17 protein-coding genes are annotated in these 21,430 nt (G+C 71.6%); 8 read left to right on the plus strand and 9 right to left on the minus strand.

The genetic code is table 11. The features are described from left to right. The first annotated feature begins 24 nt into the window (after positions 1–24). The 3 genes from WMF36_RS05875 to WMF36_RS05885 all read left to right on the plus strand — a co-directional run bounded on the left by WMF36_RS05875 (position 25) and on the right by WMF36_RS05885 (position 3,774). A complete protein-coding gene (locus WMF36_RS05875) occupies positions 25–1,371 on the plus strand; it encodes a glycosyltransferase (protein ID WP_437578620.1) in 1,347 nt (448 codons plus the stop codon). A gap of 107 nt (positions 1,372–1,478) precedes the next feature. Then, positions 1,479–2,927, plus strand: a complete 1,449-nt coding sequence (locus WMF36_RS05880; protein WP_437578621.1) for a GuaB1 family IMP dehydrogenase-related protein — start codon at positions 1,479–1,481, stop codon at positions 2,925–2,927. A gap of 310 nt (positions 2,928–3,237) precedes the next feature. Continuing rightward, positions 3,238–3,774, plus strand: coding sequence for a lysophospholipid acyltransferase family protein (locus WMF36_RS05885; RefSeq protein WP_437578622.1), 537 nt, complete (start codon positions 3,238–3,240; stop codon positions 3,772–3,774). A 49-nt stretch (positions 3,775–3,823) separates the two neighbouring features. Here the strand turns inward: WMF36_RS05885 and WMF36_RS05890 are convergent, their stop codons facing one another. Continuing rightward, positions 3,824–4,291 carry a hypothetical protein gene (locus WMF36_RS05890; protein WP_437578623.1) on the minus strand — a complete coding sequence of 156 codons (468 nt, stop codon included), beginning with the start codon at positions 4,289–4,291 and terminating at the stop codon, positions 3,824–3,826. A gap of 395 nt (positions 4,292–4,686) precedes the next feature. Between WMF36_RS05890 and WMF36_RS05895 the strand changes: the two genes are divergently transcribed. Then, positions 4,687–5,121 (plus strand): hypothetical protein, encoded by a 435-nt coding sequence (locus tag WMF36_RS05895; protein ID WP_437578624.1) that lies wholly within the window; start codon positions 4,687–4,689, stop codon positions 5,119–5,121. A 373-nt stretch (positions 5,122–5,494) separates the two neighbouring features. Here WMF36_RS05895 and WMF36_RS05900 read toward each other — a convergent pair whose 3' ends face one another. The 5 genes from WMF36_RS05900 to WMF36_RS05920 form a co-directional block, all read right to left on the minus strand. Further along, positions 5,495–6,091, minus strand: coding sequence for a hypothetical protein (locus tag WMF36_RS05900; RefSeq protein WP_437578625.1), 597 nt, complete (start codon positions 6,089–6,091; stop codon positions 5,495–5,497). Positions 6,092–6,200: 109 nt separating this feature from the next. Beyond that, positions 6,201–7,085 carry a hypothetical protein gene (locus WMF36_RS05905; protein ID WP_437578626.1) on the minus strand — a complete coding sequence of 295 codons (885 nt, stop codon included), beginning with the start codon at positions 7,083–7,085 and terminating at the stop codon, positions 6,201–6,203. 284 nt (positions 7,086–7,369) lie between these two features. Further along, positions 7,370–8,467: a hypothetical protein gene (locus tag WMF36_RS05910; protein WP_437578627.1), complete on the minus strand. Its 1,098-nt coding sequence runs from the start codon at positions 8,465–8,467 to the stop codon at positions 7,370–7,372. A gap of 246 nt (positions 8,468–8,713) precedes the next feature. After that, the gene (locus WMF36_RS05915) at positions 8,714–9,538 is read right to left on the minus strand and encodes a hypothetical protein (RefSeq protein WP_437578628.1); all 825 of its coding nucleotides are present in this window, start codon (positions 9,536–9,538) and stop codon (positions 8,714–8,716) included. A gap of 19 nt (positions 9,539–9,557) precedes the next feature. After that, the gene (locus WMF36_RS05920) at positions 9,558–10,310 is read right to left on the minus strand and encodes a hypothetical protein (RefSeq protein WP_437578629.1); all 753 of its coding nucleotides are present in this window, start codon (positions 10,308–10,310) and stop codon (positions 9,558–9,560) included. A 519-nt stretch (positions 10,311–10,829) separates the two neighbouring features. On the opposite strand from WMF36_RS05920, the gene WMF36_RS05925 reads away from it, so the two are divergent. Together WMF36_RS05925 and WMF36_RS05930 are read left to right on the plus strand one after the other, a co-directional pair. Next, positions 10,830–12,968, plus strand: a complete 2,139-nt coding sequence (locus WMF36_RS05925) for a DUF4215 domain-containing protein (protein WP_437578630.1) — start codon at positions 10,830–10,832, stop codon at positions 12,966–12,968. Positions 12,969–13,164: 196 nt separating this feature from the next. Continuing rightward, a complete protein-coding gene (locus WMF36_RS05930) occupies positions 13,165–13,929 on the plus strand; it encodes a ribonuclease HI (protein WP_437578631.1) in 765 nt (254 codons plus the stop codon). 90 nt (positions 13,930–14,019) lie between these two features. Here WMF36_RS05930 and WMF36_RS05935 read toward each other — a convergent pair whose 3' ends face one another. Next, complete coding sequence (locus tag WMF36_RS05935) at positions 14,020–16,248, minus strand: NADP-dependent isocitrate dehydrogenase (protein ID WP_437578632.1); 2,229 nt, start codon at positions 16,246–16,248, stop codon at positions 14,020–14,022. A 400-nt stretch (positions 16,249–16,648) separates the two neighbouring features. On the opposite strand from WMF36_RS05935, the gene WMF36_RS05940 reads away from it, so the two are divergent. Next, positions 16,649–17,665 carry a peptidylprolyl isomerase gene (locus WMF36_RS05940; RefSeq protein ID WP_437578633.1) on the plus strand — a complete coding sequence of 339 codons (1,017 nt, stop codon included), beginning with the start codon at positions 16,649–16,651 and terminating at the stop codon, positions 17,663–17,665. Positions 17,666–17,694: 29 nt separating this feature from the next. Next, a complete protein-coding gene (locus tag WMF36_RS05945) occupies positions 17,695–18,069 on the plus strand; it encodes a YkgJ family cysteine cluster protein (RefSeq protein WP_437578634.1) in 375 nt (124 codons plus the stop codon). An 18-nt stretch (positions 18,070–18,087) separates the two neighbouring features. On the opposite strand, the gene WMF36_RS05950 is transcribed toward WMF36_RS05945, so the two are convergent. Both WMF36_RS05950 and gpmI read right to left on the minus strand, forming a co-directional pair. Next, entirely contained in the window at positions 18,088–19,551 is a 1,464-nt protein-coding gene (locus WMF36_RS05950; protein WP_437578635.1) for a serine/threonine protein kinase, read from the minus strand. Next, positions 19,552–21,183, minus strand: a complete 1,632-nt coding sequence (gene gpmI, locus WMF36_RS05955; protein ID WP_437578636.1) for a 2,3-bisphosphoglycerate-independent phosphoglycerate mutase — start codon at positions 21,181–21,183, stop codon at positions 19,552–19,554. Positions 21,184–21,430: the final 247 nt, after the last annotated feature.

Here is a 21,430-nt window from a genome sequence, read left to right on the forward strand (position 1 = left end):
CGCCCGGGCGCCTGGTACGTTGCGATGGATCCCCCGACCGTGCGCCCGTTCCTGCTGATCTCGCCCTATTTCGCGCCGCAGACGAGCGTGGGCGCGTTCCGCTGGGTGAAGCTCGCGCGGCACCTGCCGCGCCACGGCTTCCGTCCCGTCGTCCTGTCCGCGACCTTCCCCGGAGATGCGCGCGACGACGGCCTCCTCGCGGCGTTGCCGCCCGAGGTGGAGGTCGCCGATGCGTACCTCGACCCGGCCGTCCTCGCCGCCGAGGCGGCGTTCGCCGCCCTGCGCGCGCGCGTGCCGCGCCGGGCGCGACCCGGGGGCCCGCTCGTGGGGCTCCGCCCGTTCCGGGCGCTCACCGATCGCTGCATCCTGCACGCGCCGCACGCCGCGCGCGTGGCCGTCTCGCTCGCCCGCCGCGCCGGCGCGCAGGCCGTCGTGGTGAGCGCCGGCCCGTTCTCGGCCTGCCCGGTGGGCCTCCACGTGAAGCGCGCGCTCGGCGTCCCGCTCGTGCTCGACCTGCGCGACCCGTGGTCGCTGCACGAGAGCGGCCATGGCCCCCCGTCCGGCCTGGCCGAGCGGGCGCGGCGCGCCCTCGTGCCGCGCATCGAGCGCCGCTGGCTCGCGGGCGCCGACCACGTGATCCTCAACACGAGGAGCGCTCTCGAGGCCTATCGCGCGCGGTTCCCCGAGCTCGCGACGAAGTCGTCCTTCGTGCGCAACCACTTCGATCTCGCGCTGTACGCGCCGGCCCCCGCGCCGGAGCCGCCGCGCAGCTTCGTCATCCTCCACCTCGGCACGCTGCGGGAGGAGACCTCGGCCGACGCGATCGGGGCCGCGCTGCGGCGGCTGATCGACCGCGAGCGGCTCGCGCCCGGCGACCTCGTGCTGCGGCAGATCGGCCGCACGTCCGCCTACGATCGCGACCGCTTCGAGCGGCTCGGGCTCACCCCGTACATCGAGATGCTGCCGCCGATCCCGCAGCGCGACGTGATGGCCGAGCTGCGGCGGGCGCACGTGCTGCTCACCGTGGTGGCCCCCCGCGTCGTGCTGCGGATCGCCGCGAAGACCTACGACTACGCCGCGTCGGGCATGCCGATCGTCAGCGCCGCGGCGAGCCCCGAGGTCGACGAGCTGCTCGCGCACCGGGACGACAACGCGCGCGTGGCGCCGGCCGACGTCGAGGGCCTCGCCGCGGCGCTCGCGCGCCACCTCGCGCGCTTCCGGGAGACGGGCGCCCTGCCGGTCCCGGCGCCGCCGCCGCGCGAGCTCTCGTCCGAGGCCGCCGCGGCCCGGATCGCCGCGATCCTGGACAGCGTCATCGCCGCCTCGACCGACGCCGCCCGTCGTGCCTGCCGGTCTCCATCGGATCGGTAAGCCCTCGGAGGACCTCCCGCGCAATCGGCGACGGGCCTGGGCCACCGGCACTAGACTGTCGGGTCGCGCCGCCGTCGCGGCGCGACCCCCCTTGATCGGAGCCATGCATGCGCTTCCTCCACCCCGAGCGTGACGAGAGCCTGGAGCTTGCCCTCGAAGACGTGTTCCTGACCCCCGGCTACTTCGCCGGCGGCTCCCGCCTCGAGACCGACCTGCGCCCGACGGACTTCCCCGGCGGCTCGCACCCCATCGTCTCGGCGAACATGAACGCCGTCACCGGCAAGCGGATGGCCGAGACGATGGCCCGCTTCGGCGGCCTCGGCGTGCTCCCGCAGGACATGGATCTCGACACGGTCGAGCGCATCGTCCGCCACATCAAGCGCGCCGATCCGCGGTACGACACGCCCCTCTCGGTCTCGCCGCGGGCGACGCTCCGCGACGTGCACGGCATCATCCGGAAGCGGTCGCACGACCTGGTGGTCGTGGTCGACGACGAGCGCCGCCCCATCGGCATCGTCACCCACGCCGACCTGCGCAACCGCGACCAGTACACGCCCGCGTCCGCGCTCATGTCGTCGCGCCTCATCACCATCCAGGCGGGCACGCCGAACCGGACCGCGTTCCTGCTGATGGAGGACGCGCGCGTGAAGGCGGTGCCCGTGCTCGACCAGGAGGGGCGGCTCCACGGCGTGCTGACCCGCGACGACGCCGTGCGCCTCGAGCTGCTCCGGCCGACGCTCGACGACCGCGGCGACCTCATGGTCGCCGCGGCGATCGGCATCTCCGCGCAGGCGGCCCAGGGCGCCGCGCGCCTGCTCGAGATCGGCGTCTCCGCGATCGTGCTCGACACGGCGCACGGCCACCAGCGGCGGATGATCGAGGCGGTCCGCGCGGTGCGGGGGGCGACGGGCGGCGCCGTCCCGCTCGTGGCCGGCAACGTCTGCACGGCGGAGGGCACGCGCGACCTCATCGACGCGGGCGCCGACATCGTGAAGGTGAACGTCGGCCCCGGCGCCATGTGCACGACGCGCATGCAGACCGGCGCCGGCCGGCCGACGTTCTCCTCGGTGCGCGTGTGCGCCCGCGAGGCCAGCCGCCACGGCAAGCGCGTCTGGGCCGACGGCGGCGTCCGTCACCCGCGCGACGTGGCGCTCTACCTCGCCGCCGGCGCCTCGCGCGTCATGGTCGGGACGACCCTCGCCGGCACCTACGAGAGCCCGGGCGACGTGATGGAGGACCGCGATGGGCTGCTCTACAAGGAGAACTACGGCATGGCGAGCGCCCGCGCGGTCAGCGAGCGCACCGCTGATCTCGACCCGTTCGAGCGCGCCAAGAAGGTCTTCTTCCGCGAGGGCATCTCGACGTCGCGCATCTACATCCACGACGGCCGCGAGAGCGTCGGCGCCATCCTGATCGAGATGATCACCGGCGTGCAATCGGCGTGCACCTACGCCGGCGCCGCGAACCTCGACGAGCTCCACGACAAGGCCGTCATCGGGGTGCAGACGCTGTCCGGCTACGGCGAGGGCAAGCCGCACGGCATCGAGCGGCGCTGAGCGCGCAGCGCGGCGCGCGCCGTCACGTCCGTCCGCGCGCGCCGCGCTGCGTCCGTGCGCGCCGCGCTGCGTCCGTGCGCGCCGCGCTGCGTCCGTGCGCGCGCGCTGTATTTCACGCGCGCACGGCCGCGGCGTGGATGACGGAAGCGTGACGTGACATCCGGTCGGGCAACGACGAATCTCCGGCTGCTTACCGTCGAGGTCCTCTATGCCGAGCGCCGCTGCCCCGAGTTTTTCAGCCTCCCGCCGCGCCATTCGCCGGTTTGTCGCCCACACCTGGCTGTCCGTATTCGGCTGGCGTGTGGAGGGCGTGGCGGATCTCCCGCCGAAGGCGGTGCTGATCGCCGCGCCCCACACGTCGAACTGGGATTTCCCGTTCACGCTCGCGGTGAGCTACGCGCTCGATCTCGAGTTCTCCTGGCTCGGCAAGCACACCCTCTTCGAGGCGCCCTACGGCTTCTTCTTCCGGTGGCTCGGCGGTGTCCCCGTCGACCGCCGCGACCGCAACAACCTCGTCGCGGCCGTGGCTGACGTGCTGAAGCAGAGCGAGGAGCTCACGCTGATCATCGCGCCCGAGGGCACGCGCTCGCGCACGAAGCGCTGGAAGACGGGCTTCTATTACGTGGCGCTCGGCGCCGGCGTCCCGATCCTCCTCGGATACCTCGATTTCTCCAAGAAGCGCGGCGGGATCCTCCACGTATTCCACCCGACGGGCGACATCGACGCCGATATGGCGACGATTCGCCGCTACTACGATGGCATTGAAGGCAAGCACCCGAGCCGGATGAGCGAGATCACGCTCGGCTCGAGGAATGTGCCGTCGAACGGGGTCGTGCAGCACCCGTGAGCGCGGGTCGGCGGCGCGCGATCCACCCGCGCGTCGCCGGGGGCGCTCGTCAGCGCGGGGACGGCACGCGCACCGACGAGGCGGGTCCCGCCGTGATCCTCGTCGTCAGCACGCCCGCGAGCGCCCATTCGAACGCCGAGCGGTCGGTGTAGATGTTGAAGCGACCGCCCGTGGCGAGGTTGGCGACCGTGACGCCCATGGCGACGAGCCCCGGCTTTACGAGGATATGGACCTCCTTCAGCTTGCCGGGGTTCCGCAGGTGCCACGCCGTGAGCTTGGCCCGGACGTCGCTGTCATAGCCGGTGCCGAGCTCGAAATCGTCGAACACGATCGGATGCAGGCCCGAGTCGATGAGGGCCTCCAGGTGCCGGACCGCCGGCTCGATGAGATCGAGCGTCGCGTACCCCTCGAAGCGCCGCGTCACGACGTCGGACGCGGGCGTGCGGACGTCCAGGATCCCCCTCGATGTCGCCCAGCGGTCGCCCCGCGCTCCGAGCCGTGTGTGTGCCAAATCCATCTCGATTTCGAGACTTTAGCCTATGGCCGGCGCTTCGCCACGCGATCCGTCCGCCCTGCTCGCCGACCCCGGGGGCACCTTGTCGCGCGTGCCGCGCTCGCCGGCGATGCGCCGCCTGCCTGGCGGCCGGACCCCGCCGCGGTCCTGTGGGCGCCGGGCTGTTGTCCTGCGGGCGCCGGGCTGTTGTCCTGCGGGCGCCGCGCTGTTAACGAAGCGCGCGGGGCGGCGGAGCGGCCGGCTCGCCCAGCGCGTCGGGCCGCCGTCTTGCATCGGCGAGCGCCGTCGGCGCCGTCGAAAGCGGCTATGATGCCGCGACAGTTTTGGCCGCCGGCCGGTGCCGGCGGCTCGCGAGGCGTCTTCGCCCGCAGCAGAGGGACGAAGGAGGAGCTACCGAGATGAGAGGACATGTTTCCAAGGTGCTGCGGCTCGCTGTCGTGGCGTTTGCGTGCGCGATGATGGCGGGTTGCGGCGGCCCGCTGCGCTACACGCCGCAGGGCATGGGGAAGGCGCCGGGCGCCGACGCCGTGATCGTGGCCGACGTCAACTTCGACGCGGCGATGACCCGCCTCGACATCACCGCGAAGAACCTCCCGCCGCCCGAGCGCCTCGACTCGAGCAGCTCCGCCTACGTCGTCTGGGCCCGCCCGGACAGCAAAACGCCCTGGCAGCGGGTCGGCGCGCTCAACTTCGACGCCGATGCCCGCACCGGCAAGCTCAAGGACGTGAGCGTGCCGCTCACCCGGTTCGAGCTCGTCATCAGCGTCGAGCAGAACGCCAGTGCCGGGTCGCCGTCCTCGGAGCTCGTCTTCAAACAGGACGTCGAATACTGACGAGGTTGCCCCGCCGCTGAACGGGCGGGGCTCGGCGGATGCCTGGCGAGGTACCGGCGGATGCCTGGCGAGGTACCGGTGGGTGCCTGGCGAGGTGCCGGCGGATGCCTGGCGAGGTACCGGCGGATGCCTGGCGAGGTACCGGCGGATGCCTGGCGAGGTACCGGCGGATGCCTGGCGAGGTACCGGTGGGTACCTGGCGAGGTACCGGTGGGTGCCCGGCGAGACATCGCCGGCTACCTCGCGCGGCGGAGCATGAACCTCGGTCCAGGGTCGACGGACGGCAGCGCCGGGATCGAAGGTAGGTTGCCTCACCGGTCGCTGCGGTGCCAGATCTGGACAGCGGCGCTGCCTGGGCGAGCGCGCGACGCCGTCAGATCGGCTCGGGCGCCGGCGGCTCGGGCCTCGGCGCCTCGGGCTTCTTCCCCTTGCGCGCCTGCTTGGTCATTGCCCTGAAGTCGTCCAGGACCGGCGCCAGGATGGCGCGGAAGCTCGCGTTCTGGCGGGCGATCGTGCGCGCCAGGTCGAGCGCGGCGAGGCCTGGACCGATGACCACCTCGCCGGTGGCGAGGGCGTCGTCGTCGAGGTGGCGCGCCAGGTCCTCGAGCGCGTCGGCGACCTTCTGCTCGGCCACGGCGCGCTTCATGCGCCGCTCGAGCAGCTCCACCTCGAACCGCTCTGGATCATCGCCGTCGTCCTGGTCCCCGAGCACATGGAACGATCTCGCAAGCGCGCTCTCCTTGCCGTCCGTGGGGCGCAGGAGCGCGAAGAGCTTGCCGAGCGGCGGCCCCAGCACGGCGAGGCTGCGACCGAGGCTGCGCGTGCGCCGCGACTCCTCGAGCCGCTCGAGGCCAGGCCAGAGCGCCTTGATGGCCTCGATATGCTGGAGCGTCTTCTCGACGCGTTCCTCGATCTGAACAGCCGAGAGCTGATCGACGTCCGTGGGGTCTTGCACAGGTTGCTTGGGCATGAACCGACCTCCTTGGTTGGGCGCGCGCCGGAAGCGGCGCGCGCGGGTCCGGGGAAGTTACGTGGAGGTCGCCGCCGGAGGCAATCCGCTCGACGCGGCGGATACTTGCTCAGCCGCCTGAATCCGCCTCGCAGCAGAGGATGTAGTCATTCTTGAGATGCGGCTCGGCGACCTGATCACCGCCGGTCGCCTCGCACGCGCCCTCCCGGTCCACCACGATGGTCGCGCTGACGCCGCCCACGGGGCCCTCGGTGGGCATCTCCAGACAGCTCCTCCCGTAGAAGGTCGACTGGAAGTTCTCCTGGGGTTCAAGGATCGTGTCGGTGCGGAGGAGATCGTTGCAGTCCGGATCCCGGTACCGGGACAGGCTCACCGTGCACTCGGGCGGCGTGACCGTTGTGCACGCGCAGCGATCGCAGCCGCGAATGTCGCTCGAGACGTGCGACCGTTCGGGGTAGGACGGCGGACACGCTGTGCGCTCGCTGTCCGGGTCCCCCGCTGTGAAGAACATCAGGCAGGACCGGAAGCCCTCGGGGGCCGGAGGCAAGCAACGTTCGATGGCCTGGACGCACTCCGATTCCAGCTCGAAGTCCCTCCGGCAGACGCGCCAGAGGGTGCCGACGAGCGCGTCCAGCCCCGCGGGAGACTCGAAGGGAGTGCAGTACTGGCTCTGTCCCGAGGGGGACATGAGCACGGCGGCCATGGGGCCCACGGGAACGGCATCGTGCCTCAGGCAGGTACCATCCCAGAAGCCCGCCGGCTCGAAGCCGTCGTGCGCGGAATGGTGCAGCTCCGAGTCGCACCGCTCGCCGGGGCGGTTCTTGGGATCGTCGGTGTAGATCCAGGTATAATCGATGTGCTCGGGCAGCGCGCACTGAGGGGGTGTACACCCGCAGCCGGGGCAGGCGCCGCCGGGCTTGGGATCGCTGTAGAAGTCCAGCGTGGCGTAGAACGTCGCGGGGTCGTCCTCCGAGCGGTGCGCAGGATGCCTCATGCCGACCGACCTGCACGATGGCGCCTCGGACGGCTTGCCTCTCCAGATCAGCTCGGGGCCGTACCATGGGTCGGACGCGTCCGGTACGCCAGGCAAGCCCTCCGCCCTGCACACCCCGGGGCAGGGCATCTCTCGGTCGATGGTCGGCCACCTGGGGATCGCCGGCTCCGGCTCGTCGCGCGTGCCGCACGCGGCGACAAGCGCCCCGCCGCCCAGCCCCACCCCCAGCGACGCACCCAGCAGGCGCCGCAGCCAACTCGTCCACCCGGCCCGGACCTGCGGCCTCATGTGTCCTCCGGCAGACAGCAGAGCGTCATGGTCACCGTCGCGGGTGGATCGTCGGTCAGCTCGCCGCCCCCCGGCGCGCAGCTCCCCGGCGCGTTGACCAGCCACTCCGCGCTCAGGCTCCCGAGCGTCATCGCCGCGGGCGGGACGACGCACGCGCCCTCGCCGTCGACCGTCTGCGTGGTGATCGGCTGCCCGCAGGCGGCGTCCTCGTAGGTCGAGACGCGAGCCTCGCACGTGCTCGGCGTCACCGGCGTGCAGGTGCAGCGATCACAGCTGCGTTTATCGATCACGTCCCGGTAGAAGACGAACCGATCGGAGTACCGCGGCGCCCCTCCGGGTAGGGCGGGGTCGCTGCACGACAGGCTGGGGCTCTGGTCGTTGGACGTCGACGTGTAGATGCAGTGCCGGAAGCCGGGCGGCGGACGCTGCTGGTACAGCATGCACAGCGGCTCCCGGTCGCACAGGTGCTCCTCGACGAACCCCGTGCACGCGACCGCGACGAGGTCGCCGAGCGCGCGCGGCTGGGGCTCCTCGGCGCGCGGCGGGTCGACGGGCACGGGCGCGCAGGGGCGCTCGGTCGCGGGCGGGATCGTGTAGGAGCCGAACCGCTCCGCCGGCAAGTTACCGGGCGACACGCAGGCGCCGTCCCACCCAGGCGGCGCATCGAACGGCGTCTCGACCCCGCCGGGGCCTTCCTGGCACACGGCGAGCGAGCGCGCGGTGACGCCCGCTGGCAGCTCGCACACGGGCGCGCTGCAGGTGCACGCGGGGCACTGCGGCGCATCGGGCAGGTCGGCCCGACCCGTCCAGGAATCGCTGAGATCGATGGGCGCGCCGGGCAGGACGCCGGCACACGCGAGCGGCCGGAGCTGCTCGGGCCCGATCCACACGAGCTCCGGCTCCTCCGCGAAGCCGTTCAGCGGGTCGGGAACGCACTTGCCTTCACAGGCGCCGTTGCTCGTGCCGTCCTCGTTGATCTCCTCGCACTCGAGCCGCTCGGCGCAGTCGTACGGCTTGACGAGCCAGCAGCCGCTCGCCGCCACCGCCGCGCCGCCCAGTCCGGCCACCGTCGCGAAAACGCTTCCCGCCTTCATCGATCCCTCTCCTGATCCTGGCGCTGGAACATCTCGCGATCCGAACGAGAACGCTCCAGCTTGGAGCGGAGCACCGGGGGCCCCTGCGGACCGGCGGGAGCGCCCGCACTGAGCGAAAACAAGGTCCCCACTTGGTAGGCCATCGCCGGCGCCCTCGCGCCGCTACCTATCAGGGTAGCCGAGCCCGCACAACGGGCTACGCCATGCGAATATGGAGAGATATTTTCATGCGATAGCGCAATGCGCTCAGGCGTTCCGCACCTTGGGGATCGTCAAGAAGACCGGATCGACGTCTTCCTCGAACGCGTCGTACTCGCGTGGATCGCTCTTGTGCTGGAGCTGCATGTGCACCGCGCGCGCCACCTCTTGCACGCGCGCGGGCGGCGCCTCGGTGGCGTCCCACGCCTCGCAGAGCGCGCGCAAGGTCTCAAGACGTTGGATCAGCGTAGCAAAATAGGCGCGCCCTTCGGCGTTCTTGCTACGCGCGGTCCGGAACAGAGCCAGCATGTTGTCGAGGTGACCCAGCGCCGGAAGCCGGAGATCCGCGGGTGAGATCTTCGCGACCATCCTGGGTGACCCGAGATACTGGCACCACCCGATGGCCACGCCGAAGCTAAACGGGTGCGGTCGCGCCGCCAGCTCCGCTTCGGTCGGTGGCGGGCGGGGGTCTGGGTCCTCGGGCTCGGGCGGCACCTCCGGCGGGGCTTCCAGCTCGTCCCAGCCTTCGGGCGGCTCGGGAAAGCCGAACGCGGCGAGCAGGCTCCGCGCGGCTTGCTGGATCGCGACCGGGACCTCGGGCGACGGCGTCCAGGTCTCGCACAGGGCGCGGAGCGTCCGCGCGTGTGCCGTGACCTCATGGATCGGCCTCCCGTCCCCGATCGTCACCCGCGATTCCTCACCGTTCAGCGCGATGAACCGATCCAGGAGCCCGAGGAGCTCCTCCCGGCTTGGCGCGGCACCGAGGCTTTGCGCCGCCCGCGGCGCGGCGAGCGCGGCCGCGTAGTTCACCATCTGCACCATGCACTGAGCCCAATCTCTGGACTGCGCCTGTGCTCCGGTAGACTCATCCATGGCCAGACCCTCCACCTTCTTAGTTCGCCCTGCAGAGCTTGACCCATGGGACGATGTGACTGCCGATCCTGGGTCGAAATGTGATCGCCGCGCCGACGATGTCACCGTCGTTCCCCACGTAACAGGTGTACGTGCACCATCCGCTGGTGATGAGGTTCCCGAGGCCCCATGTGTCCGGGCATGGCTCGCACTTGCCGTCTCCGCAGTCGTCGAGGATGCAGATCTTCGCGAAGTCGCAGGCAACGTTGGAGTTGCACAAGAACGGCGGGGCCATGCATGCGACATTGACCGGGTACCCGTACGAGAGCGTCGTCGGATTCAGCGAGGCGATCCACTGCTCCGCCATCTCCCAGGCGAGCGGCGCGTTCTCCTCGATGAGCCGCAGCAGCGTTTCTTCGTCGATGGTTTCAGGATCGACGATCTGGGATTCGGTCAGTCCGCTGAGGGCGTACGCCGCGTAACCGGCTTTCGCCTGGGTGAGCGCGAGCTCTACCGGGTCCGCCTTGCGCGCCGCCTCGATCGCCTCTTGCTCCTCGGGCGTGAATCCAGCGCTGCCCCCTGTACCGCCGCCCGCGGGCGAGGGCTGCGTGTCGTCGGCTGCGGGCTCGGTGCCGTCGGGCGTGGGCTGCGCGTCGTCGGGCGCGGGTTCGGTGCCGTCGGTTCCGCCCTCGCCTCCTTGCCTGAGGTGGATGGTGCAAGCCGGGATCATCAGCGCGCCGAAGGCAACCAAGAGGAGAAATGCCCCGGTGTTCGCCAGGATCTTCTTCGCCATGATGTGCCCCTCCGACGGAGAATTTCGGACCAGCGCGTACGGAGATATGGCGCGGGGAACCAGGCGTCAATCGCGAGGCGCGCCGCCGTCGAGGACGACCGGCCCCGCGGGTAGCGAACGTTGGAGCTCTCTCCAGGTTCAAGCCTCGCCTTGGGCGGGTATCAAGCTGGTCCTGAGTGCACGCTTGCCCCGCCATCCGACGGAAAGGCGGCGGCCGTCCGGACGCGCCGCCGTGCGCTCGGCATCCCTTCGTGCATGTCGGCACCGGACGGCGCGCGACCGCTTCGGGGGGCCGTGGTGGACGACGTTGCGGTGGACCCAGCGCATGCTCGTCGCCCTGGCCCCGCCCTGCGCGCCGCGCGTGGCGGTAGGGTCTCCCCCGATCCGTTTGACTGCTGGCGTCCTCTCGATTCCATATCAGTCTAGTGCTCTGAGGATCGACCCCGCGCGCGTGTCCGTCAGGCCTGGATCGATCCTCAAGTGACATCGCCGCTCCCGCGAACCGCGGAGGAGATCGAGGTGCCAGTGCCAGAGGACCTCTTCAGAAGCGCTCCGTTCACGAGGAGCCTGTCGCCGCTCGTCCTCGCTGCTGTCATGACCGCGGCCGGCTGCGATCGTCCCCGGGATCCGTCGGGTCCGGAGGCCGGCGGCGGCGGGAACGGCGAGGGCGGCGGGGACAGCGGAAACGGCGGGAACGGCGAGGGCGGCGGGGACAGCGGAAACGGCGGGAACGGCGAGGGCGGCGGGGGCGGGGCGCCGTGCAGCGTGGCCGCGGAATGTCCCGGGGCCGACAGCGGGTGTCAGCGACGCACCTGCGAGGGCGGCCGGTGCGGCCTCGACCCCGCGCCGCAGGGGAAGCCCGTGGCCGAGCAGGTCCCGGGCGACTGCAAGAAGCGCGTTTGCGACGGGCGAGGCGCCGTGATCGAGCTCGAGGACGAGCGGGACGCCTTCTCCGATGGAGACCCGTGCTCGGCCGACGTCTGCATCGGCGGCGCGCCGGAGAACCCGCCGGCGCCGGCCACCACGGTGTGCGGAGGCCCCGATCCGTCCGGAGGGCGCTATTGCGACGGAAACGGCGCTTGCGTCGAGTGCCTCGCCGCGGGCGATTGCCTGAGCAACCTCTGTGTCGGGAACATGTGCGTGGCTCCCGATTGCGGCGATGGCGTGATGAACGGGGCGGAGACCGACGTCGATTGCGGCGGCTCCGCCTGCATGCCGTGCGCGGACGTGGCGGCGTGCCTCGCCGACGCGGACTGCCGGAGCGGGATCTGCAGGGACGGGAGGTGCGGCGCGTCCTCGTGCATCGACGGCGCGACGAACGGGGCGGAGACGGACGTCGACTGCGGCGGGCCGGCGTGCCCGCCGTGCGCCACCGGCGAGGCGTGCGCGGCGGACGGCGATTGCCTGGGCAGCCGGTGCTCGGGGACGACGTGCCTGCCGTCGTGCACCGACGTCGCCCGGAACGGCGAGGAGACGGGCATCGATTGCGGCGGGCCGTCGTGCGTCGGGTGCGCCGCCGGCATGCGCTGCGCGGCCGGGCGCGATTGCCTGAGCCACGTCTGCAGCGCGGAGGGGACGTGCGCGGCGCCCGCGTGCGGCGACGGGGTCGTCAACGCGGCCAGCGAGGGCTGCGACGACGGCAACGCGAGCAACACCGACGCGTGCCTCGCGACGTGCGAGGGGGCCGCGTGCGGCGACGGGTTCGTGCGCACCGGCGTCGAGGCGTGCGACGACGGCAACGCGAGCAACACCGACGCGTGCCCGACCCGCTGCGCGCGGGCCGCGTGCGGCGACGGGTTCGTGCGCACCGGCGTCGAGGCGTGCGACGACGGCAACCGGAACGCCGGAGACGGGTGCAGCCCCGGGTGCCTCATCGAGGGCTGCGGCGACGGCGCGATCCGGGCCGGCGAGGAGTGCGACGACGGCGACGCCGACAGCGCCGACGGCTGCCCCATCACGTGCCGCGCCGCGCGGTGCGGCGATGGGTTCGTGCGGGCCGGCGTCGAGGGGTGCGACGACGCCAACAGGGCGAGCGGCGACGGCTGCAGCGCGACCTGCGTCGTGGAGGCGAGGTACACGTGCCGGGGCACGCCGAGCGTGTGCACCTATGCCAAGGAGCGCAACTGCGGCGACGCGGAGGACGACGACCTCGACGGCGAGACGGACTGCGCCGACCCGGACTGCGCGCTCGGCTGCGATGCGGCCGTGGGCGGCTGCTCGCCGGGGCAGGTGCTGTGGGTGCAGTCGTCCACGGACGTGCCCAGGCCCGTCAACGATCGCGCGGTCGCCGCCAGCGTCCTCTCGGTCGGCGCGACCGGCGCGATCCGGCGTGTGACGCTCGAGGTCGACATCACGCATTCGTTCGACGGAGACGTCGACATCTCGCTCACCTCTCCGGCGGGCACGACGGTCGATGTCTCGAGCGACAACGGGGGCTCCGGCGACCACTACCGCGGGACCCTGTTCGACATGGGCTGCGCGATCCCGGTCGCGGCCGGCATGGCGCCCTTCCGCGGGTGCTTCCGCCCGGAGGCGTCGTTCGCGGCGTTCCTGTCCGGCTCGGCGAACGGCACGTGGACGCTCCGGGTCGGGGACGACGCAGGGACCGACTCGGGCACGTTGAGCGCGTGGTCCCTCGCCCTCTGCATCGACCGGTGACCGTGCGGCGGCGCGCGCATCGACCGGTGACCGTGCGGCGGCGTGCGCATCGATCGGTGACCGCGCCGCGGCGTGCGCATCGATCGGTGACCGCGCCGCGGCGTGTGCCCGGTCGCGCCCGCCCGGTCAGGTCCGGCGCGCTCGGCGGGTCCGGTCTCCCGTACCGCCGGCTCCCGATCCATGCCAGGGTGCGCGCGTGCCCTGGGTTCGCGCATCGCTTCGAGGTCAATCCGTCTATGCCCGCGCTGACGCCGCGGGTGCCCTGGTCGCGGAGGAGGGGGGCGGTGTCGAGATCCGCTACAAGCCGCACGACGGCCGCAAGTACAAGGCGCGCCCGGAGAACCTGACCATCGCCGACCCGAAGGTGCTGCCTGACGACACCTGCGGCCCGGCCGAGCCGGTCGTGAAGGCGCGTGCCGGCGAGCAGCCCGAGGGGGCAGGGGGCGCGGGCGCTCCGGCGCCGGCCGGGGCAGCGCGCGGGCAGCGCAAGGCCTCGGCGCGGGAGGCGACCGCCGCGGCGCCTGTCCCGGAAGGGGCTGTCATCGCCTACGCCGACGGCGCGTGCTCGGGGAACCCGGGGCCCGCGGGCCTCGGTGTGGTGATCCTCGACGGCGGCCGGCGGATCGAGCGCAGCGAGTTCCTTGGCACCGCGACCAACAACATCGCGGAGCTGACGGCCATCCTCCGGTCGCTCGAGGAGGTGGACGAGCCGGAGCGGCCCATCGTCATCCACACCGACAGCCAGTACTCGATCGGCGTGCTCCAGAAGGGGTGGAAGGCGAAGGCGAACGCCGAGCTCATCGCCTCGCTGCGCGGCGTGCTCGCGCAGCGGCCGCGCGCGCGCCTCGTGTACGTGCCAGGGCATTCGGGCGTGCTGCTCAACGAGCGCGCCGACGCGCTCGCGCGCGAAGCCGTCCGCGAGCGCGCGTCCCGGAGGACCGTGTATCCCGGCTCCAGCTGATCCCGCAGGTTGAATCAAGCATTGAATCAATGCTTGAATCAAGCATAAGGGTAGGCTCGCGGAGAGCCCCCTCCCCGCGAGCCGGGCGGCTCAGGAGAAGCCGTCGATGGCCGCGTTCAGCGTGGCGCTGGGCCGCAGCACGGCGAACGTCTTCTGATCGTCGAAGTGGTAGTAGCCGCCGAGGTCGACGGGTTTACCCTGCGCGCCGATCAGCTCGCCGTCGATCTTGGACTCGTTGTCCGTCAGGGTCTTGGCGAGCTTGCCGAACTTGGCCGCCAGCTCCTTGTCCTCGGTCTGCTTGGCGAGGGACTGCGCCCAGTAGAGCGCGAGGTAGAAGTGGCTGCCGCGGTTGTCGATCTCGCCGACCTTGCGCGCCGGGCTCTTGTTGTTCTCGAGGAACAGGCCGATCGCCGTGTCCAGCGCCTTGGCGAGCCCCTTGGCCTTGGCGTTGTCGGTCTTGTTGGCGAGGTCCTCGATCGAGACCTGCAGCGCCAGGAACTCACCGAGCGAGTCCCAGCGAAGGTAGTTCTCTTTCTGCAGCTGCTGGACGTGCTTCGGCGCCGAGCCGCCGGCGCCGGTCTCGTAGAGGCCGCCACCGGCCAGCAGCGGCACGATGGAGAGCATCTTGGCGCTGGTGCCCAGCTCCAGGATCGGGAACAGGTCCGTCAGGTAGTCGCGCAGCACGTTGCCGGTGACGCTGATGGTGTCCTTGCCCTCCTTCATGCGGCCGAGCGTGAGCTTCATCGCCTCCACCGGGCTCTTGATCGGGAGCTCCAGGCCCTTGGTGTCGTGCTCGGGCAGGTAGGCCTTGACCTTGGCGATCAGGTTCCTGTCGTGGGCGCGGTTCTCGTCGAGCCAGAACACCGCCGGGGCGCCCGTGGCGCGCGCGCGGGTGACGGCCAGCTTGACCCAATCCTTGATCGCGATGTCCTTCGTCTGGCAAGCGCGGAAGACGTCGCCAGCTTCGACCTTCTGCTCCAGCAGGGCGTTGCCGGAGGCGTCGACGACACGCACCGTGCCGCTCTCGGCGATCTTGAAGGTCTTGTCGTGTGAGCCGTACTCCTCCGCGGCCTGCGCCATGAGCCCCACGTTCGGCGAGCTGCCCATCGTGCGCGGGTCGAACGCCCCGTGCTGCTTGTGGAACTCGATCGTGGCCTGGTAGATGCCGGCGTAGGAGCGATCGGGGATGGTGAACTTTGTGTCGTAGAGCTTGCCATCCGTGCCGTACATCTTGCCGCTGGAGCGGATGGCCGCCGGAATCGAGGCGTCGATGATCACGTCCGAGGGCACGTGCAGGTTGGTGATGCCGCGGTCGGAATCGACCATGGCCAGCGTCGGGCGTTGCTCGTAGACGGCCTTGATGTCCGCCTCGATCTTCGCCCTCTCGTCTGCCGGCAAGCTCTGGATCTTGTTGTACAGGTCGCCGATGCCGTTGTTCGGGTCGAAGCCGACCTTGGCCAGCGTGGCCGCGTGCTTGTCGAGCGCCTCGGCATAAAACACGCTGACGGCGTGCCCGAAGAGGATCGGGTCGCTGACCTTCATCATCGTGGCCTTGAGATGCAGGGAGAACAGCACACCCTGCTTCTTCGCGTCCGCCACCTGCTCGGCGTAGAACGCGCGCAGGGCCTTGGCGCTCATCACGCTGGCGTCGACGACCTCGCCCGCCTGCACCTTGACGCTCGGCTTGAGCACGGTCGTCTTGCCGCCGGCGACGAGCTCGATCTTCAGCTCCTGCGCCTTGTCCACCACGACCGACTTCTCGCTGCCGTAGAAGTCGCCGTCCGACATGTGCGCGACGTGGCTCTTCGAGTCACGGCTCCACGCGCCCATCGAGTGCGGGTGCTTCCTGGCGTAGTCCTTGACGGCGGGCGAGGCGCGGCGATCGCTGTTGCCCTCGCGCAGGACGGGGTTCACGGCGCTGCCGAGCACCTTGGCGTAACGTGCCTTGATCGCCTTCTCCTCCTCCGTCTTCGGCTCGGAGGGATAGTCCGGCACGGCGTAGCCCTGCTGCTGCAGCTCCTTGATGGCGGCCACGAGCTGCGGGATGGAGGCGCTGATGTTGGGCAGCTTGATGATGTTGGCGTTTGGCGTCTTGGCCAGCTCGCCGAGCTCTGCCAGGTGGTCGCCTAGCTTCTGGCTGTCCGTCAGGCGCTCCGGGAAGTTGGCGAGGATGCGGCCCGCCAGGGAGATGTCGCGCGTCTCGACTCGGACCCCGGCGGCCTTCGTGAACGCCTCGACGATCGGGAGGAGCGAATAGGTGGCCAAGGCCGGCGCCTCGTCGGTCTTCGTGTAGATGATGATAGAATTTTGCGTTTCCACTGTTTCCTCGAGGGTTGAGAGGGCCGGGACTGTCGGGGAGGTTTTGTCCGGCGCCAAGGGCCCGTCGCACCGGCAGAATGCCTGGCGTCGAAATTTGCGCAAGCCCCTGGCTCCGGGCCGGAATCTTCGGGTCCGACGGGTTCAACAGAACCATGTCAGAGCACTAGGTACTTCCGATAGGCCTCCACGGTCCCGTCCGGGGCCAGCTGCCGAGCGTGTTGAACGCCTCCTCGCCCGCGTACACCTCGTCCCTCGATGAACGGGACGACGGGGTTGTCCGGCACGACCAGGCGGCCAGCGGCGGCGCTGCGCAGGGGCGGCGAGCCGCGCCGCGTCATTCCAGGCCGCGCTGGCCAGGAAACGCGTGGAACCGGCTGGGGTCCAATGGTAGAGGCGCTCGATGCGCGCACCGCTTCGCCTCGCCCTCGCCGGGCTCATCGCCGCCGCCGCCCTCGCCTCGCCGCTCGCTCATGCGGTCGTGAGCGAGCGGATCGTCGCGGTCATCGGCGATCGCGCGATCCTGCTCTCGGACCTGCGGCAGCGGGCTCGCCCCTTCCTCCTGCAGATCCAGGCCCGGGTCCAGCCGGGCGCGCAGCAGGCGGCGGCCGAGTCGCAGGTCTTTCGCGAGCTCATCCAGAAGATGGTGGACGAGGAGCTCGAGAGCCAGGCCGCCGAGAAGGCCAATATCCGCGTGACCTCCGAGGAGATCGAGAACGCCTTCCGGAACATCGCCGCCGCGGAGGAGACGACGGTCGCGGAGCTGTTCCGGATGGCGCGGGCGAGCTCCGGGCTCACCGAGCAGGAGTACCGCGACGAGATCCGCCGGCAGATCCTCGAGGGGAAGATGCTGCAGCTCCGGGTGAAGGGCCGGGTGCGCCTCACCGAGCAGGACGTGCAGTCCGCCTACGATCGGCTCGTGCGCGAGGAGCGCCGGCGGCGCGAGTACCACCCGGCGTGGATCGTCCTGCGCGTCCTGCCCGGCTCGAGCGCCGAGGCGCTCGAGGAGCGCCGCGCGCTCGCGACGGCGCTCGCGGAGCGCGCGCGGCGGGGCGAGGACTTCGCGGCGCTCGCGCGGCAGTTCTCGGACGACAGCGCGACGCGCGAGGAGGGCGGCGACCTCGGGGTCCGCGCGCCGCAGGGGACGCAGGCCGCGGCGACCGGCCAGCGCGAGGTGATGGCCCCGGAGCTCGAGACCGCGCTGATGGCGATCGAGCCGGGCGGCGTGACCGGGCCGATGCGCGCGGGCGACGCGTTCGTGATCATGAAGCTCCTGAGCCGCCAGCCGTCGCGCTTCACGACGCTCGAGGCCGCCCGCCCGGAGATCCTCCAGCGGCTGCAGGCGGAGATCCTGCAGAAGGCCAAGGTGAAGTGGATCGAGGAGCTGAAGCGCGGGACGCACGTGGAGGTCCGGCTCTGACGCGCAAGAGGGCGGGCGGCCGCGGCGACGTGGTCGTCCCCGAGTGCACCGCGTGCGGCACCTGCTGTTTCTCGACCCTGCCCGAGTACATCCGGGTGTTCGGCTGCGACCACGACCGCATGGACGATCGCGCGCGGGGGCTCACGCACTTCATCGGCAACCGCTGCTACATGCGCGTCGAGGACGGCCACTGCGCCGCGCTCAGGCTCGACGCGGAGCTCGGGCGGTTCTTGTGCTCGATCTACGAGATGCGGCCCGACTGCTGCCGCGCGTTCGAGCGCGGCAGCGGCGCGTGCCTCGGCGACCTGCACGAGAAGCGGGAGCGGCCGCTGATCGCGCTCGAAGCGCTCCGCCGCCGGGTCGTCAGCGAGGGCGGCGCGGGGCAGGGCGGCGGCGCCGCGTAGGCGCGGTCGGCCTCGTCGTCAGGGCGAGGCGTCCCTGTCCTCCACCGGCGGCGCGCCCGCGTCGAGCTCGCGGCGGTCGATCCGCATGCTCACGTCGAGCGTGACCGTCTGCCGGGCGGAGACGGTGATCGTGCGCTTCTCCTCGGGCGCGTTCGGGTGCCGGAACGTGACGTAGTGCCGCCCCGCCGGGAGCGGGATCGGCCGCGCCATCGGCGTCACGTCGACGAGCTCGCCGTCGATGACGACCTCCGCCCACGGCCTGGCGAGCACCTTCAGGTAGCCGCGTTCCTCCGAGCTCGCGCCGGGCTGCCTGGCCTCGGCGCTGGGCGGACCGACCGCGGCGTGCTCGCGGAGGCCGAGCTCGATGAGCGCGCCGCCCGCGACGACCAGCGCGAAGATGCCGCAAAGCCGGACCACGTCGGGCGCGAGCGACGGCGCATGGCGCCGCTCGGCAGCCCGGCGGACGGACGGCGCGGGCGCGGGCGGCAGCTCGTCCCCGCCGAGCTTCGCCGCCGCGAGCGCCCTCGCGATGGGCGCGCGCGGCTGCGGGTGACCGCGCTCGGCGAGCTCCTCGGCCAGCGCGTCCGCGACGGCGCGGCCGTTCTCGTAGCGCTGCTCCGGCTCCTTCTCGAGGCACCGGAGCACCACCCGCTCCAGGCCGCGCGACACGTCGGGCACGAGCCCCCGCAGCGGCTGCGGCGGCGCGCTGCGGATGCGGTGCGCGACGGCCCGGCCCTCGGCCCACCGGTCGTCCTCGCGCTCGCGCGGCGCCTGCGACGCGCGCGCCGCGCCGGACGCGCCCGACGCCTGATTCGCGTCCGCCGGCTCGGCCTTCGGCTCGTCGAACGGGCGCACGCCGGCGAGCATCTCGAACAGCACCACGCCGAGCGTGAACACGTCGGCCTGCGGCCCGGTCTCCGCCCCGAGGATCTGCTCCGGCGCCATGTAGTCGGGCCGCGCGAACGTGTCGCTGCCCTCGAACGGCTCGGGCAGCGACGGCAGCCGGCCGTCGTAGGCCGCGGCGAACTCCAGGATCTTCACGCCGCCCGACGGCGTGATGATGACGCGCTCGGGGCGCAGCTCGCGGTGCACAACGCCCCGCTCGTGCGCGTGCCCGAGCCCGCGCGCGATCTCCAGCGCGATGGCCGCCGCGGCGCCCTCGTCGAGGCGGCCGGCGCGCGCGCACAGCGCGGCGAGCGTCGGCCCCGAGAGCGGCTCGAGCACGAGCCAGATCCGGTCCTCGTCGCGCTGGAAGTCGTGGATGTCGATGATGTTCGGGTGCCGGATGCGCGCGAGGATCTTCGCCTCGCGCTCGAGGCCGGCCGCGAACGCGCTCGCGGCCGACACCGTGGGCTTCAGCGTCTTGATGAGCGCCGCCCGGCCGAGCTCCACGTGCTCGGCCCGGTACGTCACCGTGAGCGCCCGCGCCGAGACGGCCTCGCGCAGGATGTACGGGCCGAGCTGCCTCTCCGCCGTGACCACTTACCGCTGTCGAACGCGGAGCGTGCGCCCGGTCATCGCCGCGGGCTGCGGGAGGCCGAGGATCTCGAGCATCGTCGGCGCCACGTCGCAGATCCGGCCGCCCGACCGGAGCACGACGCCGGGATCGCTCTTGTTCAGGTAATAGAACGGCACCGGGTTCAGCGTGTGGGCGGTGTGGGGGTTGCCGTGCTCGTCCTTCATCAGCTCGCAGTTGCCGTGGTCCGCGGTGATCATCAGCGCGCCGCCGGCCTCGCGCACGGCGTCCGCGATGTCCCCGAGCCCCTTGTCGACCGCCTCGACGGCGTGGATGGCGGCCTCGAGGATGCCCGTGTGCCCGACCATGTCCGGGTTCGCGAAGTTCACCAGGATGAAGTCGTACTTCCCGCTCTTGATCGCGGCCACGACCTCGCTCGCGACGCCCGCCGCGCTCATCTCGGGCTTCTGGTCGTAGGTGGCGACGTCGCGCGGCGAGGGCACGAGCTTCCTGTCCTCGCCCGGGAACGTCGCCTCGCGCCCGCCGTTGAAGAAGTACGTGACGTGCGCGTACTTCTCGGTCTCCGCACACCGCAGCTGCGTGAGCCCGGCGCGGGAGATCACCTCGGGGAACGACTCGGTCACCTCGTCCTTGCGGAACGCGACCGGCAGGTTCAGCGTCGCGTCGTACTCGGTCATGCAGCTGTAGCAGTGCTCCTGGAAGGCGTAGACCGCCTTGCCGCGGTCGGTGAGGAGCTCCTCGACCTCGGGCGGCAGGTTCCGCCGCGTGAGCATCGCCGAGAGCTCGCGCATGCGGTCGGGCCTGAAGTTGACGGAGAAGCCGACCTCCTCTCCCCACCACTCCCAGCGAGGCTCCTTCGAGGCGAAGTCGGCCATGAAGTCGCCCTTGATGCCGTTGTAGTCGCCGATGCGGACGGGCTCGACGAACTCGTCCGTCTTCCCGAGCGCGTACGACTGCTGGATCGCGTCGAACGCGGAGTCGGCCCGCGGCGCCTCGCCGCGCACGATCGCCGTGTAGGCCTTCATCACGCGGTCCCAGCGCTTGTCGCGGTCCATGGCGTAGTACCGGCCCGACACGGTGCCGATGACGCCGACGCCCGCGAGCGCCTCCTGGATCTTCTCGACGTAGCCCCACGCGCTCTTCGGCGGCGTGTCGCGCCCGTCGAGGAAGGCGTGCAGGACGACGGGCACCTCGTGGAACTTCGCGAGCTTGAACAGCGCGAAGAAGTGATCGAGCGACGAGTGCACGCCGCCGTCCGAGACGAGGCCGAACAGGTGCAGCCGGCACTTGCGGTCCTGCGCGATGCGGAACGTCCGGTCGAGGACCTCGTTCGAGCCGAGCTTGTCCTCCGCGATCGCGACGTCGATGCGCGAGATGTCCATCAGCGCGATCCTCCCCGCGCCGAAGTTCAGGTGGCCGACCTCGCTGTTGCCCATCTGCCCCACCGGCAGGCCGACGTCGGGGCCGCTCGTCCCGATCAGCGTCTTCTGCGCGTCGCGCTTGATCGCGTCGAGGTGCGGCATCTTCGCGAGGGCGATCGCGTTCTGGTCCTGCTCTTCGCGCTCGCCGAATCCGTCGAGGATGCAGAGGACGAGCGGGCGGGGGCGTTGACTGGGAGAAGGTGCGGCTTCGCTCATGGCGGCGGAATCTACAACGAAGCCGCGGCGATCGGGGGGGCTGCTCGGGGAATTTCGACCCGCCCCGGGCGCCTCCCGGCCGAGGCCCGGGCGCGCGCCGGCGGCGGGCGGGGCAGGGGGGCGGCTCGGCGGCGGCGGGGGGCGCAGGCGGCCCAGGCGGCCGGCGGCGGAGGCGGCGGGGCGGCACAGGGGGCGGCAGCGCAGCCGGGGCCTGTCCCGCGTCTGCCGGCTGCTCTACGATGGCGGG

Origin of the sequence: Sorangium sp. So ce887, from assembly GCF_051521455.1 — a bacterium.
In the GTDB taxonomy this organism is placed as follows: domain Bacteria; phylum Myxococcota_A; class Polyangia; order Polyangiales; family Polyangiaceae; genus Sorangium.

Coding starts and splice junctions, on each gene's coding strand:
- WMF36_RS05875 (WP_437578620.1), top strand. CDS start 25: ATGGATCCCCCGACCGTGCGCCCGTTCCTGCTGATCTCGCCCTATTTC.
- WMF36_RS05880 (WP_437578621.1), top strand. CDS start 1,479: ATGCGCTTCCTCCACCCCGAGCGTGACGAGAGCCTGGAGCTTGCCCTC.
- WMF36_RS05890 (WP_437578623.1), bottom strand. CDS start 4,291: ATGGATTTGGCACACACACGGCTCGGAGCGCGGGGCGACCGCTGGGCG.
- WMF36_RS05895 (WP_437578624.1), top strand. CDS start 4,687: ATGAGAGGACATGTTTCCAAGGTGCTGCGGCTCGCTGTCGTGGCGTTT.
- WMF36_RS05900 (WP_437578625.1), bottom strand. CDS start 6,091: ATGCCCAAGCAACCTGTGCAAGACCCCACGGACGTCGATCAGCTCTCG.
- WMF36_RS05905 (WP_437578626.1), bottom strand. CDS start 7,085: ATGAGGCATCCTGCGCACCGCTCGGAGGACGACCCCGCGACGTTCTAC.
- WMF36_RS05910 (WP_437578627.1), bottom strand. CDS start 8,467: ATGAAGGCGGGAAGCGTTTTCGCGACGGTGGCCGGACTGGGCGGCGCG.
- WMF36_RS05915 (WP_437578628.1), bottom strand. CDS start 9,538: ATGGATGAGTCTACCGGAGCACAGGCGCAGTCCAGAGATTGGGCTCAG.
- WMF36_RS05920 (WP_437578629.1), bottom strand. CDS start 10,310: ATGGCGAAGAAGATCCTGGCGAACACCGGGGCATTTCTCCTCTTGGTT.
- WMF36_RS05940 (WP_437578633.1), top strand. CDS start 16,649: ATGCGCGCACCGCTTCGCCTCGCCCTCGCCGGGCTCATCGCCGCCGCC.
- gpmI (WP_437578636.1), bottom strand. CDS start 21,183: ATGAGCGAAGCCGCACCTTCTCCCAGTCAACGCCCCCGCCCGCTCGTC.